At 60.7% G+C, this 18,245-nt stretch carries 17 protein-coding genes; 7 read left to right on the top strand and 10 right to left on the bottom strand.

Translation table 11 applies throughout. The features are described 5' to 3' along the window. Positions 1 to 13 precede the first annotated feature (13 nt). Entirely contained in the window at positions 14 to 577 is a 564-nt protein-coding gene (locus tag NMB39_RS00490; RefSeq protein WP_057023303.1) for a chorismate--pyruvate lyase family protein, read from the top strand. Next, positions 577 to 1,467: a 4-hydroxybenzoate octaprenyltransferase gene (ubiA, locus tag NMB39_RS00485; RefSeq protein ID WP_306956704.1), complete on the top strand. Its 891-nt coding sequence runs from the start codon at positions 577 to 579 to the stop codon at positions 1,465 to 1,467. Before NMB39_RS00490 ends, ubiA begins: the two co-directional genes overlap by 1 nt. Before the next feature lie 107 nt (positions 1,468 to 1,574). On the opposite strand, the gene NMB39_RS00480 is transcribed toward ubiA, so the two are convergent. Beyond that, entirely contained in the window at positions 1,575 to 1,952 is a 378-nt protein-coding gene (locus NMB39_RS00480) for a COG4315 family predicted lipoprotein (protein ID WP_494339722.1), read from the bottom strand. Between the two features lie 152 nt (positions 1,953 to 2,104). Here NMB39_RS00480 and phoB point away from each other — a divergent pair, with 152 nt between their 5' ends. The 3 genes from phoB (at position 2,105) to NMB39_RS00465 (ending at position 5,773) form a co-directional block, all read left to right on the top strand. After that, entirely contained in the window at positions 2,105 to 2,794 is a 690-nt protein-coding gene (gene phoB, locus NMB39_RS00475) for a phosphate regulon transcriptional regulator PhoB (RefSeq protein ID WP_003176964.1), read from the top strand. 82 nt (positions 2,795 to 2,876) lie between these two features. Then, on the top strand, positions 2,877 to 4,139 hold the full coding sequence (gene phoR / locus NMB39_RS00470; protein WP_494340613.1) for a phosphate regulon sensor histidine kinase PhoR: 1,263 nt from the start codon (positions 2,877 to 2,879) through the stop codon (positions 4,137 to 4,139). 293 nt (positions 4,140 to 4,432) lie between these two features. After that, positions 4,433 to 5,773, top strand: coding sequence for a hemolysin family protein (locus tag NMB39_RS00465; protein WP_057011466.1), 1,341 nt, complete (start codon positions 4,433 to 4,435; stop codon positions 5,771 to 5,773). 136 nt (positions 5,774 to 5,909) lie between these two features. On the opposite strand, the gene NMB39_RS00460 is transcribed toward NMB39_RS00465, so the two are convergent. From NMB39_RS00460 to NMB39_RS00430, 7 genes are all read right to left on the bottom strand, one after another. Further along, complete coding sequence (locus NMB39_RS00460; RefSeq protein WP_057023299.1) at positions 5,910 to 6,812, bottom strand: response regulator; 903 nt, start codon at positions 6,810 to 6,812, stop codon at positions 5,910 to 5,912. Positions 6,813 to 6,993: 181 nt separating this feature from the next. After that, positions 6,994 to 7,755, bottom strand: coding sequence for a phosphate signaling complex protein PhoU (gene phoU / locus NMB39_RS00455; RefSeq protein ID WP_046070132.1), 762 nt, complete (start codon positions 7,753 to 7,755; stop codon positions 6,994 to 6,996). A 70-nt stretch (positions 7,756 to 7,825) separates the two neighbouring features. Continuing rightward, entirely contained in the window at positions 7,826 to 8,659 is an 834-nt protein-coding gene (pstB, locus tag NMB39_RS00450) for a phosphate ABC transporter ATP-binding protein PstB (protein WP_034116465.1), read from the bottom strand. Positions 8,660 to 8,787: 128 nt separating this feature from the next. Then, on the bottom strand, positions 8,788 to 10,458 hold the full coding sequence (pstA, locus tag NMB39_RS00445; protein ID WP_043048129.1) for a phosphate ABC transporter permease PstA: 1,671 nt from the start codon (positions 10,456 to 10,458) through the stop codon (positions 8,788 to 8,790). A 15-nt stretch (positions 10,459 to 10,473) separates the two neighbouring features. Further along, positions 10,474 to 12,507: an ABC transporter permease subunit gene (locus NMB39_RS00440; protein ID WP_494340614.1), complete on the bottom strand. Its 2,034-nt coding sequence runs from the start codon at positions 12,505 to 12,507 to the stop codon at positions 10,474 to 10,476. 384 nt (positions 12,508 to 12,891) lie between these two features. Further along, on the bottom strand, positions 12,892 to 13,878 hold the full coding sequence (locus NMB39_RS00435) for a phosphate ABC transporter substrate-binding protein PstS (RefSeq protein WP_057023296.1): 987 nt from the start codon (positions 13,876 to 13,878) through the stop codon (positions 12,892 to 12,894). A gap of 172 nt (positions 13,879 to 14,050) precedes the next feature. Beyond that, positions 14,051 to 15,340, bottom strand: a complete 1,290-nt coding sequence (locus tag NMB39_RS00430) for an MFS transporter (RefSeq protein ID WP_494339723.1) — start codon at positions 15,338 to 15,340, stop codon at positions 14,051 to 14,053. Positions 15,341 to 15,798: 458 nt separating this feature from the next. Here NMB39_RS00430 and NMB39_RS00425 point away from each other — a divergent pair, with 458 nt between their 5' ends. Then, on the top strand, positions 15,799 to 16,203 hold the full coding sequence (locus NMB39_RS00425; RefSeq protein WP_003176975.1) for an acyl-CoA thioesterase: 405 nt from the start codon (positions 15,799 to 15,801) through the stop codon (positions 16,201 to 16,203). 58 nt (positions 16,204 to 16,261) lie between these two features. After that, positions 16,262 to 17,161 (top strand): D-hexose-6-phosphate mutarotase, encoded by a 900-nt coding sequence (locus NMB39_RS00420; protein WP_057023295.1) that lies wholly within the window; start codon positions 16,262 to 16,264, stop codon positions 17,159 to 17,161. Between the two features lie 118 nt (positions 17,162 to 17,279). Here the strand turns inward: NMB39_RS00420 and NMB39_RS00415 are convergent, their stop codons facing one another. Then, the gene (locus NMB39_RS00415; protein WP_046070137.1) at positions 17,280 to 17,816 is read right to left on the bottom strand and encodes a DUF3299 domain-containing protein; all 537 of its coding nucleotides are present in this window, start codon (positions 17,814 to 17,816) and stop codon (positions 17,280 to 17,282) included. 77 nt (positions 17,817 to 17,893) lie between these two features. Next, positions 17,894 to 18,139 carry a GlsB/YeaQ/YmgE family stress response membrane protein gene (locus NMB39_RS00410; protein ID WP_005792540.1) on the bottom strand — a complete coding sequence of 82 codons (246 nt, stop codon included), beginning with the start codon at positions 18,137 to 18,139 and terminating at the stop codon, positions 17,894 to 17,896. Between the last annotated feature and the right edge of the window lie 106 nt (positions 18,140 to 18,245).

Here is an 18,245-nt window from a genome sequence, read left to right as displayed (position 1 = left end):
ATACTGACTCACTGTGCCGCACTCAATCGCCCTTCCCGATGCTTGCCAATGGCTGACCCAGAGCCTTCTGAGCCCCTTGCCCACGCCCTTGACCCTTAATTGGCTGTTTGATGAGGGCTCGCTGACGCGACGGTTGACGTGGCTGTCCAACGACGGTTTCAGCGTGACGCCATTGTTCGAAGGCTGGCAGCCGTTGCGCGAGGATGAATGTGCAGCCCTGGGCCTTGCCCAGGCCAGTGTCGGCTGGGTGCGCGAGGTGTATCTGCGTGGGCATGGCCAGCCGTGGGTGTTCGCCCGCAGCGTGGCGGCCCGCAGTGCCTTGCAGGGCGATGGCCTGCACATGGACGAGCTGGGCAGCCGTTCGCTGGGCGAGTTGCTGTTCTGCGACCACGCGTTTACCCGCCAGGCCATTGAGGTGTGTCGCTACCCTCGCCCATGGCTGCCAACAGAGGACCAGACCGACGGTTTATGGGCGCGCCGTTCGCGCTTCGACCGTGGGTCGTTGAGCGTGCTGGTGGCGGAAGTCTTCCTGCCGGGTTTCTGGCACGCGCTGCATGATCATCCGGAGAATTGCTGATGTATCAACGTCTGCTCAAGTCCTTAAATCGCCTGAACCCAAGGGCCTGGGATTTCATTCAGTTGACGCGCATGGACAAGCCCATCGGCATCTACCTGCTGCTGTGGCCGACACTATGGGCACTGTGGATCGCCGGCAAAGGCTCGCCATCCCTGCTTAATATTGTGATTTTTGTACTCGGTGTCGTACTGACCCGCGCCGGCGGCTGTGTGATCAATGATTGGGCCGACCGCAAGGTTGACGGCCATGTGAAGCGCACCGAGCAACGCCCACTGGTAAGCGGCAAGATCAGTTCGAAAGAAGCATTGGTGTTTTTTGCCGTGCTGATGGGCATCAGTTTCCTACTGGTGCTGCTGACCAACGCCACGACTATCCTGCTGTCCCTGGGCGGCCTGGCATTGGCAGCCAGCTACCCGTTCATGAAGCGCTACACCTATTACCCGCAAGTGGTGCTGGGCGCGGCGTTTTCCTGGGGCATGCCGATGGCGTTCACTGCCGAGACCGGCCATCTGCCCGCTACGGCGTGGTTGCTGTATATCGCCAACCTATTGTGGACGGTGGGCTACGACACTTATTACGCAATGACCGACCGCGACGACGACTTGAAAATCGGGGTGAAATCCACCGCCATTCTGTTTGGCGATGCTGATCGCGTGATCATTATTACCCTGCAAGGGCTGTCGCTGGTGTGTCTGTTGCTGGCCGGCGCGCGGTTCGACCTGGGCGGCTGGTTCCACCTCGGCCTGCTGGGGGCGGCGGGCTGTTTTGCCTGGGAGTTCTGGTACACCCGTGATCGGGACCGTATGAAGTGCTTCAAGGCGTTTTTGCACAACCATTGGGCGGGGTTGGCGATTTTTGTCGGGATTGTGGTGGATTACGCGGTTCGGTAGTGCAGGACTGACGCCATCGGGGGCAAGCCCCCTCCCACATTTTGATTTGTGAATACACTCAAGTGTGGGAGGGGCCTGCCCCCGATGGATTCAGCAGCGCCGCAGACTCAAGGCTTGATGATGTGCCAGGTGCCACCTTTGCCATCACCAGTCTTGTCACCGGCCTTCTTGTCGTCCTTGTAGGTATAGACCGGCTTGCCTTTGTAAGCCCATTGGCTGGTCTGGTCGTCACGGGTGATGACCTTCCAGTCGCCCGTCGCAGTGTCAGTGGACTCGGCCTTCAACGGCGGCCAATTGGTCGCGCATTGGTCTTTGCACACTGACTTGCCGTCGGCATCCTTGTCGAAGGTGTAGAGCGTCATGCCCTTGTGATCCACCAGCATCCCGTCTTTCGTCATCGCCGGCTCCGCCGCAAACGCCAGGCCCGGCAGGGCCAACACTGCCGTAACCAGCAGGGCTTTCCAGGAAACAGTGCTGTAAGTCATCGGAACCTTCCTTTTGTGGTTGTCAGGATTCGGACCCAAAGGGTAGTCCAGAGTGCCGTAAATTGCCCAGGCGACTAAATTACTGTCACACGACTGCAATAATTCCGTTATCTAATGCGGCGCAAGACAGTTAAATGACAAGAGGATTGAGCATGGTTGGCAGGAGCATTCTGATCGTTGACGACGAAGCGCCCATCCGCGAGATGATCGCCGTTGCGTTGGAAATGGCCGGCTACGACTGCCTGGAGGCGGAGAACTCCCAGCAGGCCCATGCCATTATCGTCGACCGCAAGCCCGATCTGATCCTGCTCGACTGGATGTTGCCCGGCACTTCGGGCATCGAGCTGGCCCGCCGCCTCAAGCGTGACGAGCTGACCGGGGATATCCCGATCATCATGCTCACCGCCAAGGGCGAAGAGGACAACAAGATCCAGGGCCTGGAAGTCGGGGCCGATGACTACATCACCAAGCCGTTTTCCCCACGGGAACTGGTCGCACGCCTGAAAGCCGTGTTGCGCCGCGCCGGCCCGACCGATGGCGAGGCGCCAATCGAAGTCGGTGGCCTGCTGCTCGACCCGATCAGCCACCGCGTGACCATCGACGGCAAGCCCGCCGAGATGGGCCCAACCGAATACCGCCTGCTGCAATTCTTCATGACCCATCAGGAGCGCGCCTACACCCGTGGCCAATTGCTGGACCAGGTGTGGGGCGGCAACGTCTATGTGGAGGAGCGCACCGTTGACGTGCATATCCGTCGCCTGCGCAAAGCCTTGGGCGATGCCTACGAGAATCTGGTACAAACCGTGCGCGGCACCGGCTATCGGTTCTCTACCAAAGGCTGAGCCAGTCTTTTTCCTCCCTTAACAGCTGACAAGGACGCATGTTTAAGTGAACCAGAACTGGCACGGCACCCTGATCCGCCACATGCTTCTGTTGATCACTGCCTGCCTGCTGGTCGGGCTGATCAGTGGCTATTACGGCTGGAGCCTGGCCGCCGGCATCGCGTTGTACCTGGGCTGGACCCTCAAACAATTGCTGCGCCTGCATGAATGGCTGCGCCAGCACAAACCCGACGAAGCACCGCCCGATGGCTATGGCCTGTGGGGCGAAGTGTTTGACAGCATCTACCACCTGCAGCGCCGCGACCAACGGGTACGCGGGCGCCTGCAAGCGGTGATCGACCGGGTGCAGGAGTCCACCGCCGCACTCAAGGACGCGGTGATCATGCTCGACAGCGACGGCAACCTCGAATGGTGGAACCGCGCCGCCGAGACCCTGCTGGGCCTCAAGACGCCCCAGGACAGCGGCCAGCCGGTGACCAACCTGGTACGCCACCCGCGCTTCAAGGAATACTTTGAGCAGGACAACTACGAAGAAGCCCTGGAAATCCCCTCGCCCACCAATGACCGCGTACGCATCCAGCTGTACCTGACGCGTTACGGCAACAACGAGCACCTGATGCTGGTGCGCGACGTCACCCGCATCCACCAGCTGGAACAGATGCGCAAGGACTTCGTCGCCAACGTCTCCCACGAGTTGCGCACGCCCTTGACGGTGATCTGCGGCTACCTGGAGACGCTGCTGGACAATGTCGACGAGATCAACCCGCGCTGGAGCCGCGCCCTGCAGCAGATGCAGCAGCAGGGCTCGCGCATGCAGACCCTGCTCAACGACCTGCTGTTGCTGGCCAAGCTTGAGGCCACCGATTACCCCTCGGATAACCAGCCGGTGGCCGTACACAGCTTGCTGCAGACCATCAAGAACGATGCCCAGGCCCTCTCCGGCGAGCGCGGCCAACAGATAACCCTGGAAGCCGACCCACGGGTGTTGCTCAAGGGCAGCGAAGGCGAGTTGCGCAGTGCGTTCTCCAACCTGGTGTTCAACGCGGTGAAGTACACCCAGGACCAGGGCAATATCCGTATCCGCTGGTGGGCCGACGAACAGGGTGCACACCTGAGTGTGCAGGACTCCGGCATCGGCATCGACGCCAAGCACCTGCCGCGCCTGACCGAACGTTTCTACCGCGTCGACTCCAGCCGCAACTCCAACACTGGCGGCACCGGGCTCGGCCTGGCGATCGTCAAGCATGTGCTGTTGCGCCATCGGGCACGCTTGGAAATCAGCAGCGTGCTGGGGCACGGCAGTACGTTTACCTGCCATTTTCCGGCGACGCAGATAACGCGTTAGCCAGTGATCGACAATGATGAATAACTCAAATACAGCACAAATCTAAATGTGGGAGGGGGCTTGCCCCCGATGGCGGTGTATCAGTATCAGATGTGCTCACTGACATACTGCTATCGGGGGCAAGCCCCCTCCCACATTGGATTTGTATGCTTTTGGAGAACAGCTTCCAGGCCCCACCTGGCAGCAGGCACTAGGCAAGCGCCCCGCCAGCCGCTACATTGGCCGACTTGCGCCTGTCTTTCAGGCCCACCTGCCATCCCTTATTGAACACACGGAACCTGCAAAACCCCATCATGGACCCTTCCCCTGGTATCACCCTCGCGACACTCTTCGCCGATTTCGGCATGATTCTTTTTGCACTGGTCTTGGTACTGCTCAACGGTTTCTTCGTTGCGGCGGAATTTGCCATGGTCAAGCTGCGCGCCACCCGGGTCGAGGCCATTGCCCACAAGAACGGCTGGCGCGGGCAGATCCTGCGCACCGTACACAGCCAGCTCGACGCCTACCTGTCGGCCTGCCAGCTGGGTATCACCCTGGCTTCCCTGGGCCTGGGCTGGGTCGGTGAGCCGGCCTTTGCGCACATCCTCGAGCCTATGCTCGGCGCCATCGGCGTGCAGTCGCCGGAAGTGATCAAGGGCGTGTCGTTCTTTGCCGCCTTCTTCGTGATTTCCTACCTACACATTGTGGTCGGTGAGCTGGCGCCCAAGTCCTGGGCGATTCGCAAGCCCGAACTGCTGTCGCTGTGGACGGCGGTACCGCTGTACCTGTTCTACTGGGCAATGTACCCGGCCATCTACCTGCTCAACGCCAGCGCCAACGCCATCCTGCGCGTCGCCGGCCAAGGCGAGCCTGGCCCGCACCACGAGCACCATTACAGCCGCGAAGAACTCAAGCTTATCCTGCACTCCAGCCGTGGCCAGGACCCGAGCGACCAAGGTATGCGCGTACTGGCCTCGGCGGTGGAAATGGGCGAGCTGGAAGTGGTCGACTGGGCCAACTCCCGGGAAGACCTGGTAACCCTGGACTTCAACGCCCCGCTCAAGGAAATCCTCGCGCTGTTTCGTCGCCACAAGTTCAGCCGTTACCCGGTGTACGACGCAGTGCGCAATGAGTTCGTGGGCTTGTTGCACATCAAGGATCTGCTGCTGGAACTGGCCGCCCTGGACCATATTCCCGAATCGTTCAACCTGGCCGAGCTGACCCGCCCGCTTGAGCGCGTCTCGCGGCATATGCCGTTGTCGCAGCTGCTGGAGCAGTTCCGCAAAGGCGGCGCGCACTTCGCCCTGGTGGAGGAAGCCGACGGCAAGATCATCGGCTACCTGACCATGGAAGACGTGCTGGAAGTGCTGGTGGGCGATATCCAGGACGAACACCGCAAGGCCGAGCGGGGCATCCTCGCCTACCAGCCTGGCAAACTGCTGGTGCGTGGCGACACGCCGTTGTTCAAGGTAGAACGCCTGTTGGGCGTCGACCTGGACCATATCGAAGCAGAAACCCTCGCCGGGCTGATCTACGACACGCTCAAGCGCGTACCGGAAGAGGAGGAAGTGCTGGAAGTTGAAGGCCTGCGGATCATCATCAAGAAGATGAAAGGGCCGAAGATCGTGTTGGCCAAGGTGTTGCTGCTGGACTGACAGCAGGTGCGCGGACTCAATGTGGGAGGGGGCTTGCCCCCGATGGCGGAGTATCAGTCACTGCATCTGGTGTCTGACCCATCGCTATCGGGAGCAAGCCCCCTCCCACATTTTGTGTCAGGTGCCGCTGTGAGGATTACGCACCCGGCACAAAATGCTTCTGCGCCGTACCGCGCGCGATCAGGCGCGAGATGTAGTCCAGCTTCTGCGCGTCCTGGTCGATAAAGCGGAAGGTCAGTTGCAGCCAATCACTGTCCGGCCTGGGTTCGAAAGCGACGATGGCGTGCAGGTAGCCATTGAGGCGTGCGACTTCGGCGTTCTCACCCTGCTCAAGGTCGAGCACGGCGCTTTCCAGGACCTGGGGCAGGACTTCACCACGCCGCACCACCAGCAACGCTTCCTTGATGCTCAGGGCCTTGATCACGCATTGCTGGGTGCCACTTGAAAGGCGCAACTGCCCCTGGCCGCGACCGCCAGCCGGCGACGCTGCCGCTGGCGCTTGTACCGGTGGGTTGTTGAGCAGGCCTTTGTTGGGGGCCGCCGCGACGGGAGCCGACTTGACCGCTTCGGGCTTGCCGCCGGTCAGGGCACTCAGGGAATCGTTACCAAAGGCCGAATTCATCTTGGTCGGCGCACTGGCGATCAGTGCATCGAGGCGGCCGATCTTGTGCAGGGCCTGCTTGACCTTGTTCAGCAACTGTTCGTTGGTGAACGGCTTGCTCACATAACCGGAAACGCCGGCCTGGATCGCCTGCACCACGTTTTCCTTGTCGCCACGGCTGGTCACCATCACGAACGGCATGGCTTTCAGATGGGCTTGCCCACGGCACCAGGTCAATAGCTCAAGACCGGACATCTCCGGCATTTCCCAGTCACACAGCACCAGGTCGAAGGTTTCGCGCATCAGGATGGATTGCGCCTTTTTGCCGTTCACCGCATCTTCGATCTTGATCCCGGGGAAGTAATTGCGCAGGCACTTCTTCACCAGGTCGCGAATGAACGAGGCGTCATCCACCACCAACACACTGACTTTGCTCATCGACCCTTTATCCTATAAAAACTTCGGCACGCAAAACGCCTGACTGATGGCATTTTGCCAAAACTCGCCAGTCACAGCGGGGCTTTTTTCACTATCGCGTTCAAATTCAGCCCGCGCAAAAAATTCGGTGCCACAAACAAAAACGCCCGGCCAAAGGCCGGGCGTTAATTTCTCGGGCAACTTACTTATCGTCAGTTTCACCCGGAACATTAGGGATTAGATCAGCAGTGCCTTCAACTTCGGCTTTCATGCGCTTGAGGCCCATGTGCCGTACGTCGGTGCCGCGCACCAGATAAATCACCAATTCCGAGATATTGCGCGCATGGTCGCCGATACGCTCCAGGGAACGCAGCACCCAGATAATGTTCAACACCCGTGAGATCGAGCGCGGGTCTTCCATCATGTAGGTGGCCAGTTCGCGCAACGCGGTCTTGTATTCGCGGTCGATGATCTTGTCGTACTGGGCCACCGACAACGCCAGTTCGGCGTCAAAACGGGCGAAGGCGTCGAGGGCATCACGCACCATGTTGCGCACCTGGTCGCCGATGTGGCGCACTTCCACGTAGCCGCGGGGCGCTTCACCTTCTTCGCACAGCTGGATGGCGCGGCGGGCGATCTTGGTGGCTTCGTCGCCGATACGCTCCAGGTCGATCACCGACTTGGAGATGCTGATGATCAAACGCAGGTCGGAAGCCGCCGGCTGGCGACGGGCAAGAATGCGCAGGCACTCCTCGTCGATATTGCGTTCCATCTGGTTGATCTGGTCATCGATCTCGCGCACCTGCTGGGCCAGGCCCGAGTCGGCCTCGATCAGCGCGGTGACCGCATCGTTGACTTGCTTCTCCACCAGCCCACCCATCGCCAGGAGGTGGCTGCGCACCTCCTCGAGCTCGGCGTTGAACTGCGCGGAGATGTGATGGGTAAGGCCTTCTTTGCTAATCATGTTGGCGTCCTTGGAGCGTCCGGTAAGGTGCGGAGAACCGCAGCGTCAGTGCAATCAGAACCACAGCGTCCTAGCCGTAGCGACCGGTGATGTAGTCTTCGGTCTGCTTTTTCGCCGGATTGGTGAACAGGGTATCGGTATCGCCGAATTCCACCAGCTTGCCCATGTACATGAACGCGGTGTAGTCGGACACCCGCGCCGCCTGTTGCATGTTGTGGGTCACGATAACGATGGTGAACTTGGACTTGAGTTCATAGATCAGCTCTTCGACTTTCAGGGTCGAGATTGGGTCGAGGGCCGAACACGGTTCGTCGAGCAGCAGCACTTCCGGCTCCACGGCGATGGTACGAGCGATCACCAGGCGTTGCTGCTGGCCACCGGACAGGCCGAGAGCCGACTCGTGCAGGCGGTCCTTGACCTCATCCCACAGGGCCGCACCCTTGAGGGCCCATTCAACCGCTTCGTCGAGGATGCGCTTCTTGTTGATGCCCTGGATGCGCAGGCCGTAGACCACGTTTTCGTAGATGGTCTTGGGGAACGGGTTGGGCTTCTGGAACACCATGCCCACGCGGCGGCGCAGCTCGGCCACGTCTTCGCCCTTGCGATAGATGTTGGTGCCGTAAAGGTTGATCGCGCCTTCCACACGGCAACCGTCGACCAGGTCGTTCATACGGTTGAAGGTGCGCAGCAGCGTGGACTTGCCGCAGCCGGACGGGCCGATAAAGGCGGTCACGCGCTGCTTGGGGATGTTCATGCTGACGTCGAACAGTGCCTGCTTGTCGCCGTAGTAGAGGCTCAGGCCCGGCACTTCGATGGCCACGGTTTCCTGGGCCAGGCTCAGGCTCTGCTTGTCGCGACCCAGGGCAGACATATTGATGCCGTGGGAATGGTTTTCGTGTTGCATGGGATGCTCCCTGTGCTACCAATTTGTTGTGTGGGAGGGGGCTTGCCCCCGATAGCAGTGCATCAGGAACATGTGTGCTGGCTGGCACACCGCAATCGGGGGCAAGCCCCCTCCCACATTGAATGGTGTTAGCTGTCCAGCGCCTTGTATTTTTCGCGCAGGTGGTTACGGATCCACACCGCCGACAGGTTGAGCGTGGCGATCACCAGCACCAGCAGCAACGCGGTGGCGTACACCAGCGGCCGTGCAGCTTCGACGTTGGGGCTCTGGAAGCCGACGTCATAGATATGGAAGCCCAGGTGCATGATCTTCTGGTCCAGGTGCAAGTACGGATAGTTACCGTCCAATGGCAGCGACGGCGCCAGTTTCACCACACCCACCAGCATCAGCGGCGCCACTTCACCGGCGGCGCGGGCTACGGCGAGGATCATGCCGGTCATCATCGCCGGGCTGGCCATCGGCAGCACGATCTTCCACAGCGTTTCCGCCTTGGTCGCGCCCAACGCCAGGGAGCCTTCGCGCACGGTGCGAGGAATCCGCGCCAGGCCTTCTTCGGTGGCCACGATCACCACCGGCACCGCCAGCAGCGCCAGGGTCAGCGAGGCCCACAGCAAGCCCGGGGTACCGAAGGTCGGAGCCGGCAGGGCCTCGGCGAAGAACAGGCGGTCAACCGAGCCACCCAATACATAGACGAAGAAGCCCAGGCCGAATACGCCGTAGACGATGGCCGGTACGCCAGCCAGGTTGTTCACGGCGATACGGATAATCCGCGTCAGGGTGTTCTGCTTGGCGTATTCACGCAGGTACACCGCCGCCAGCACACCAAACGGGGTCACGATCATCGCCATGATCAGGGTCATCATCACCGTGCCGAAGATGGCCGGGAAAATCCCGCCTTCGGTGTTGGCTTCCCGTGGGTCATCGCTGAGGAATTCCCAGACTTTGCTGAAGTAGAAGCCGATCTTGGTCAGGGTGCCCATGGCGTTAGGCTGGTAGGCGTGCACTACCTTGCCGATGCCGATCTCCACTTCCTTGCCGTTGCCGTCGCGGGCGGTCAGGGCGTCGCGGTTGAACTGGGCGTGCAGGTCAGCCAGGCGCGCCTCGATGTCCTGATAGCGGGCATTCAGTTCGGCGCGGTCGGCATCCATATCGGCCTGGGCGGCGGCGTCGAGCTTGCCCTCCAGTTCCAGTTTGCGGCCGTGCAGGCGGATGCGTTCGAGGCCGGCGTTGATCGCGCCGATATCGGATTTTTCCAGGGTCTTGAGCTGGGCGGCGAGCTGATTGACGCGCGCGACCCGGGCTTGCAGCTCCGGCCACGCGGCTTCGCCTTCAGCAATGACCTTGCCGTCCTGCTTGACGTTGACCAGGGTGCCGTAGAAATTGCCCCATTCGCGACGCTCGATGGCCATCAGGTTGGTCGGCTTGGTCTGATCCTTCAACCACTCGCCGACAATCCAGGTGAAGTCGTTGCCGTTAAGGTCGCGGTTGCCGACCTTGATCAGCTCGCGGGTCATGAACTCAGGGCCTTCGTCCGGCACCGGCAGGCCGGCGCTTTTCAGGCGCTCACGCGGCACTTCTTCTTTCTGTACCACTTCGCCGATGACGATGTGGTTGGCCTGGCCCGGCACGTTGTAGTTGGCCTGGATCAGGTCGGCCGGCCAGAAATGGCCCAAGCCACGCACCGCAATCACAGCCAGCAGACCAATGGTCATGATGACCGCGATGGACACCGCGCCACCGCTGATCCAGACGCCGGGAGCGCCGCTCTTGAACCATCCATTCAGGGAGTTCTGTTTCACAGACTTCTACCTTTCTTAAAGCGACGAGTATTTCTTGCGCAGGCGCTGACGAATCAGCTCCGCGAGGGTGTTCATAATGAAGGTGAACAACAGCAGCACCAGCGCCGAGAGGAACAACACGCGGTAGTGACTGCCGCCGACTTCCGACTCGGGCATTTCCACCGCGACGTTGGCCGCCAGCGTGCGCAGGCCCTCGAACAGGTTCATCTCCATCACCGGGGTGTTACCGGTGGCCATCAGCACGATCATGGTCTCGCCCACAGCACGGCCCATGCCGATCATCAGTGCCGAGAAGATGCCCGGGCTGGCGGTGAGGATGACCACGCGGGTCATGGTCTGCCAGGGCGTGGCGCCCAGGGCCAGGGAGCCCAGGGTCAGGCCGCGTGGCACACTGAACACGGCGTCTTCGGCGATGGAGTAGATGTTCGGGATCACCGCAAAGCCCATGGCGAGGCCGACCACCAGGGCGTTACGCTGGTCGTAGGTGATGCCCAGGTCGTGGGAGATCCACATGCGCATGTCGCCGCCGAAGAACCAGGTTTCCAGGTACGGGCTCATGTACAGCGAGAGCCAACCCACAAACAGGATCACCGGGATCAGGATCGCGCTTTCCCAGCCATCCGGCACCCGTAGGCGAATGGACTCGGGCAAGCGGCTAAAGACAAAGCCGGCGACCAGGATGCCAATTGGCAACAGCATCAACAGGCTGAAAATCCCCGGCAGATGCCCTTCCACATACGGCGCCAGGAACAGGCCGGCGAAGAAGCCGAGGATCACGGTCGGCATGGCTTCCATCAGCTCGATCACCGGCTTGACCTTGCGGCGCAGGCTCGGAGCCATGAAGTAAGCGGTGTAGATCGCGGCGGCAACCGCCAGCGGCGCCGCCAGCAGCATGGCATAGAACGCGGCCTTCAAGGTCCCGAAGGTCAGCGGGGCCAGGCTCATCTTGGGTTCGAAGTCGGTGTTGGCGGCGGTGGACTGCCAGACGTATTTAGGCTCGTCGTAGTTTTCGTACCAGACCTTGCTCCACAACGCGCTCCACGAGACTTCCGGGTGCGGATTGTCGAGCAGCAAGGGTTGCAGCTTGCCGCCGGCCTCGACGATCACACGGTTGGCTCGAGGCGACATGCCGAACAGACCCTGGCCGTCGACCACCGGGTCGACCAACAGGGTGCGATGGGCGGTGCTGTGGAACACGCCGAACTGGCCAGAAGCGTCGAGGGCGGTGAAGCCTTTGCGGCGCTCTTCAGCGCTGATTTCGACGATGGGCGCAGTGCCCATCTGGAAGGTACGGATCTGCTTGAGGCGTTGTTCGCCATCCGGGTCGCGAGCCATGAACCACTGGGCCAGGCCACCTTTGGAATCCCCCATGATCAGCGAGATGCCGCCCACCAGCTGGGTGCTGGCGGTGATTTCGGCATCGCCGTTTTCCAATAACTTGTAGCGACCGTTGAGGCTCTTGTCGCGCAGGCTGAACACGTCGGCCAGGGCGCGACCGTTGATCACATACAGCCACTGCTGGCGCGGGTCGATGAAGATCGCCTTCACCGGTTCAGTCATCTGTGGCAGTTCGACACGCTTCTGCTCACTGGTGACTTCACCGGTCATCATGTTTTCTTCGCGGCTCAGGGTCAGCACGTTCAGGTGCGAACCCGCTGAACCTGCGACCACCAGCGAGGTGTCGGTGGCGTTGAGGGCAACGTGTTCCAGTGGGCGACCGGCGTCATCCAGCACGATCGGCGTTTCGCCGTAGGGGTATTCGATCGCCGGGCTGATGGTTTTCTTGCCGTCCGGATACGACACTTTATAGGTGTGGCGAAACACCAGGGACTGGCCATTGGATAAGCCGAGGATCACCAAAGGGCTGCCTGGCTGGTCTTCACCAATGGAGGCCACGCTGGTACCGGCCGGAAGCGGCAGGTCGACACGCTTGAGTTCAGCACCGGTGTCCACTTCAAAGAACAATGCCTGGCCCTTGTCGGAAACCCGCATGGCAACTTGGTTCTGTTCTTCGAGGGAGATCATCAACGGCTTGCCGGCGTCCTGCATCCAGGCGGGCGTCAGCGCGTCTTCCTTGGTCAGCGAGGCGCCTTGGAACAGCGGCGCGACGACATAGGCGAGGAAGAAGAAGATCAGGGTAATGGCCGCCAGCACGGCGAGGCCGCCGATCAGCACATACCAGCGGGTAAAGCGATCCTTGAGCGCGCGCATGCGGCGCTTGCGTTGCAGCTCAGGCGTATTGAAATCAATGCGCTTGGGGGGAGAAGTTGTCGTCATGGTGGAATTGGCCAGATCATTCATGCGCACACCCTAGCGATCCTGTATGACAGAAAGATGACAGTGCAGTGACGCAACAAATCCGCCGCGAAGCAAAGCTGGCAGCGGACTAGAAAATTCGGATGCGGAGCCGGTAAGCCGGCCCCGCAGAGGCAATCAGCTGCCTTCTTTCAGACCCAGGTCAGCCAGTGCCTTGGCGGCCACTTTGGCTGGCAGTGGGATGTAGCCGTCTTTCACCACGACTTCCTGGCCCTGCTTGGACAGCACCAGTTTCACGAACTCGGCTTCCAGCGGTGCCAGAGGCTTGTTCGGGGCTTTGTTGACGTAAACGTAGAGGAAGCGCGACAGCGGGTATTTGCCGTTCAGGGCGTTTTCTTCGCTGTCTTCGATGAATTCAGTGGTGCCTTTCTTGGCCAGAGGCACGGTCTTCACGCTGGCGGTCTTGTAACCGATGCCCGAGTAACCGATGCCGTTCAGCGAGGAGCTGATCGACTGCACGACCGAAGCCGAGCCAGGTTGTTCGTTCACGTTTGGCTTGTAGTCACCTTTGCACAGGGCCTCTTCCTTGAAGTAGCCGTAGGTGCCGGACACCGAGTTACGCCCGAACAGTTGCACTGGCTTGTTGGCCAGGTCGCCGGTCACACCCAGGTCGCCCCAGGTTTTCACGTCAGCCTTGCCACCGCATAGGCGAGTCGAGGAGAAGACCGCGTCGACTTGTTCCATGGTCAGGTGCTGGATCGGGTTGTCCTTGTGCACGAATACCGCCAGGGCGTCCACGGCAACCGGAATAGCGGTAGGCTTGTAGCCGTACTTCTGCTCGAAGGCCGCCAGTTCCGTGTCCTTCATCTTGCGGCTCATCGGGCCCAGGTTGGAGGTGCCTTCGGTCAGCGCAGGTGGCGCGGTGGCGGAGCCGGCAGCTTGAATCTGGATGTTGACGTTCGGGTATTCCTTCTTGTAACCCTCGGCCCACAGGGTCATCAGGTTGGCCAGGGTATCGGAACCGACGCTGGACAGGTTGCCCGACACACCAGTGGTCTTGACGTAAGCCGGAATTGCCGGATCAACACCAGCGGCCACCGCGTTGGCGGTCGCAACGCCAGCAGCGACAAAAGTCATTGCCGCCATCAAACGTTTCAGTTTCATGCCTTGCTCCTAGCAGATAGGGATAATTGGATCGGGGCCAAGTATCGGGAGGCCGTGTGAACACTCTATGTCTTAAATATGACAATTAGATGAAAGGCCACTATCGGAAAGCGAAGGCTTGTAAGGAGCGAGACATTGAATGAATGCCTCGCCACAGTGGATTAGGCTAACTCTAGCGGCCGCGTTTCCACAGATACCCACCCACCAACATCCCCATCACACACAAGACGGCCACGTAGTAAGCCGGGCCCATGGGGCTCTCCTTCATCAACAGCGATACAGCCAATGGTGTCAGCCCACCGAACACGGCATAAGCGACGTTGTAGGAGAATGACAGGCCACTGAAACGCACCACTGGCGGGAAGGCCTTGACCATCACGTAGGGCACCACACCGATGGTGCCCACGAACAAACCGGTCAATGCGTACAACGGGAACAGCCAGTCCGGGTGAGCCATCAGGCTGTGGTAGAGCGTCCAGAAGGTTGCCAACAGCAGCGCGCAACCGGTGACCAATACGCGGCCGGCGCCAAAACGGTCGGCCAGGGCGCCCGAGGCGATGCAACCCAGGCTCAACGTTACGATGGCCAGACTGTTGGCTTGCAGCGCAACCGTAGGGCTGAAGTGATAGACGGTTTGCAGCACGGTCGGCGTCATGAGGATGACCACTACGACGCCGGCCGACAACAGCCAGGTCAGCAGCATCGACAACACAATGGCGCCGCGATGATCGCGCAGCACTGCACGCAACGGCAGCTCGGCAGCCAGGGTCTTGCGTTGCTGCATCTCGGCGAAGATCGGTGTTTCATGCAGCCAGCGGCGCAGATACACCGACAGCAGCCCGAATACACCGCCGAGCAGGAACGGGATCCGCCAGGCGTAATCGGAGACCTGCTCCGGGGTATAGGCCGTATTGATGGCGGTGGCCACCAGCGAGCCCAGCAAGATACCGGCGGTGAGGCCGCTGGTCAGGGTGCCGCAGGCGTAGCCGATGTGGCGCGGCGGGACGTGCTCGGAGACGAACACCCAGGCGCCCGGTACCTCGCCGCCAATCGCCGCGCCCTGGATGACGCGCATCAGCAGCAGCAGGAGCGGCGCCCACAGGCCGATCTGCGCGTAAGTCGGCAGCAGGCCCATGATCAGGGTCGGCACGGCCATCATGAAGATGCTCAGGGTGAACATCTTCTTGCGCCCCAGCAGGTCACCGAAGTGCGCCATGATGATGCCGCCCAGGGGGCGCGCCAGGTAGCCGGCGGCGAAGATGCCGAAGGTCTGCATCATGCGCAGCCATTCGGGCATGTCGACGGGGAAGAACAGTTTCCCGACCACGGTGGCGAAAAACACGAAGATGATGAAGTCGTAGAACTCCAGCGCCCCGCCCAAGGCAGACAGCGACAGGGTTTTGTAGTCGTTGCGGGTCAGCGGGCGCGAGGGTTGCGCACTGCTTGCGGGCACGGAAGACATGGTAAGGTTTCTCTTATAGTAGTCAGGACGGCAAGCCCGGGACTTGCGGCAGGCTTGGCAAGATAGCAAATCGCTCCAAAAAGCACAGCGTCGAGCCCTTAACAGTTCAGTGGCAGGCAATCTTACCGACGCAGGCCAGCGCTCAACTCGGCCAGGAGCACAGTTGCCGGAAAAAGCCCCGATACAGCGCCTATTTACCGACCAAATGAGCCTTGGGAGGTCGTCGCGGCGCCAGCGTCTCGATATACTCGGCCCTTGCAAGCGCAGAACCGCGGTCTTGAGGGCTGCTGTGCCAAACGCCGTTGGGGCCGCCCAGCCGGTTTGGCAGAGTTTCCCTTTAGCACGCCTTACGAGAAACGCGTCGAACGCGTATGTTTGTGCTGAAACGTTTTTCCAATAGTCGGCTATCCACTTTGCACCACTTATAAGAAGCGTCACGGGTCAGAGGCACCCCCGGCATGATCGAACTCGAACAAGAAGATCCTATCCCGCAAGGCGATCTCGCCCTGCAAATCACTGCACTCCCTCGTGAAACCAACGGTTTTGGCGATATCTTCGGCGGCTGGCTGGTCGCGCAGATGGACCTGGCCGGCACGGCAATGGCCAGCAAGGTTGCCGGTGGGCGAGTGGCGACTGTAGCTATTGACCGCATGGCCTTCCTGGTACCGGTGGCGGTGGGCGCGCAGCTTTCCTTCTATACCCAGGCCCTGGAAATCGGCCGCAGCTCGATCCAGATGATGGTCGAGGTGTGGAGCGATGACCCGCTGTCCAGCGAATGGCGCAAGGTGACCGAGGCGGTATTTGTGTTCGTCGCCATCGATGGCAGCGGCCGCACGCGGTCTGTGCCGTCACGGGCGCGTTAAACATCGCCGGGTTTTGACGGTCAATTGCCCCATTGCCTGCCATTGAGAGAGCTTTGTTATGCCTACGCCCCACGTTGAAACGGTGAAAGTCGACGAGCTGGACTGCTGGCGCATTCGCCACAACGGCGCCGAACTGATGGTGGCCCGGCAGGGTGCGCACATCTTCAGTTACCAGCGCCAGGGCGAGCAGCCGCTGATCTGGCCGAACCCTGAAGCGGTGTTCAAGCCGGGCAAGGGCATTCGTACCGGCGTGCCGGTGTGCTGGCCGTGGTTTGGCGTGTTTGATCGCAACCCGCAAAGCGTCAAGGCGATGCGTCAAAGCGATCAACCGGCTGGCGCGCATGGTTTTGTGCGCACCGCCCTCTGGGAATTGACCGAAACTGCAATTGAAGGTGAAGCCCTGCGCATCGAGCTGGCGCTGCCGGTTCCTGCGGGCGGCTTTCCCGACTGGCCCCATCAGGTCAACTTGACGTTAAGCCTGCTGCTGGACGACCAACTGCACATCCAACTGACCAGCCACAATCAAGGCACCGACACCGTGACCCTCAGCCAGGCGCTGCACACCTACTTTGCTGTGAGCGATGTGCGCAATGTGCAGGTCGAGGGCCTGGACGGCTTGGCGTATATCGATACCGCCGACGGCTGGACCGAGAAGCAGCAAGCCGGCCTGCTGCACTTCACCGCCGAGACGGATCGCATCTACCTGGATACGCCGGCGCAGTTGAGCATTGTCGATAAAGACTGGCAGCGCCGCGTCCAACTCATCAGCCAGGGCTCGAGCTCGACGGTAGTCTGGAACCCCTGGACCGAACGGGCCAAGGCGCTTGATGACATGGCTGACGATGGCTGGCAGGGCATGTTGTGCATCGAAACGGCAAATGTGCTGGATGATGTGGTGAGCCTGGCGGCCGGTGAAAGCCACACCTTGGGCGTGAGCATCACCAGTATCACCTTGTAAACCCGATCAAATGTGGGAGGGGCTTGCTCCCGATAGCTTCGGTTCAGTCAATATCTCAAGTGACTGAAGCACCGCTATCGGGAGCAAGCCCCCTCCCACATTGGTTATGTGTAGGGTTTTAGAGATCGGATTCCTTCACTACCCGCACTTTCCCCGCCTCCAGCGCATACGCTGCGTCCGCCAAGTCATTGTTGACCTTCTCCACCTTCAACGTGCCCGTGACCCACAGCGGCGTGTAGATATCGTCAAGCTTCAATCCCTTGGGATACCGCACCAGCACCAGTTGGTTAGGCGGCGGTGGCGGCACGTGGATGCAGGCGCCAGGGTAAGGCACCAGGAAGAACAGTGTGCTGCGACCCTTGGCATCGGTTTCCAGCGGCACCGGATAGCCGCCGATACGGATGTTCTTGCCGTTCATGGCGGCCACGGTCTTGGTGGAATACATCACCGCGGGCAAGCCTTTGCTCTGTTTCAAGCCACCTTTTTCGGTGAACGTGCCTTGGGCTTCGGGGGAGTTGTGGTCGATCTCGGGCATGGCTTCGAGGGCTTTCTGGTCCGAAAGCGGCATCAGTTCAAGCCAGTCAGTTTCCGGCAGTTCGCCAGCATGGGTCAGGCCAGGGGCCAGCAGCAGAAGGGTCAATAGAAGACGGCGCATGGAGAGGCTCGGCAAATACAAGTGTCGAGCATTCTAGCCCCCTGCGCCTGCGCAGCGCAGAGGACTTTGTCGGCTGATTACTTCTTTTTGATCAGGCCGTAGATCACCAGCAACACGATGGCACCCACCAGTGCGCCGATGAAGCCCGCACCCTGGCCTGCCTGGTAGATCCCCAGTGCCTGGCCGCCGTAGGTCGCGGCCAGGGAGCCGGCGATACCCAGCAGGATGGTCATGATCCAGCCCATGCTGTCGTCGCCAGGCTTGAGGAAACGCGCCAGCAGGCCAACGATCAAGCCGATAAAAATGGTTCCAATGATACCCATGGCATTTCCCTCTGATTGAATATGAGTCATGACAAAGCCTAGCCAGGCTTTGTCATCCTGCAATCAGAGAGACGACGGCCACCAATGGTTCCCGCCGAACCTCGGG

This window comes from Pseudomonas sp. FBCC-B545 (assembly GCF_059134095.1).
This window is presented reverse-complemented; position numbering and strand designations above follow the sequence as displayed.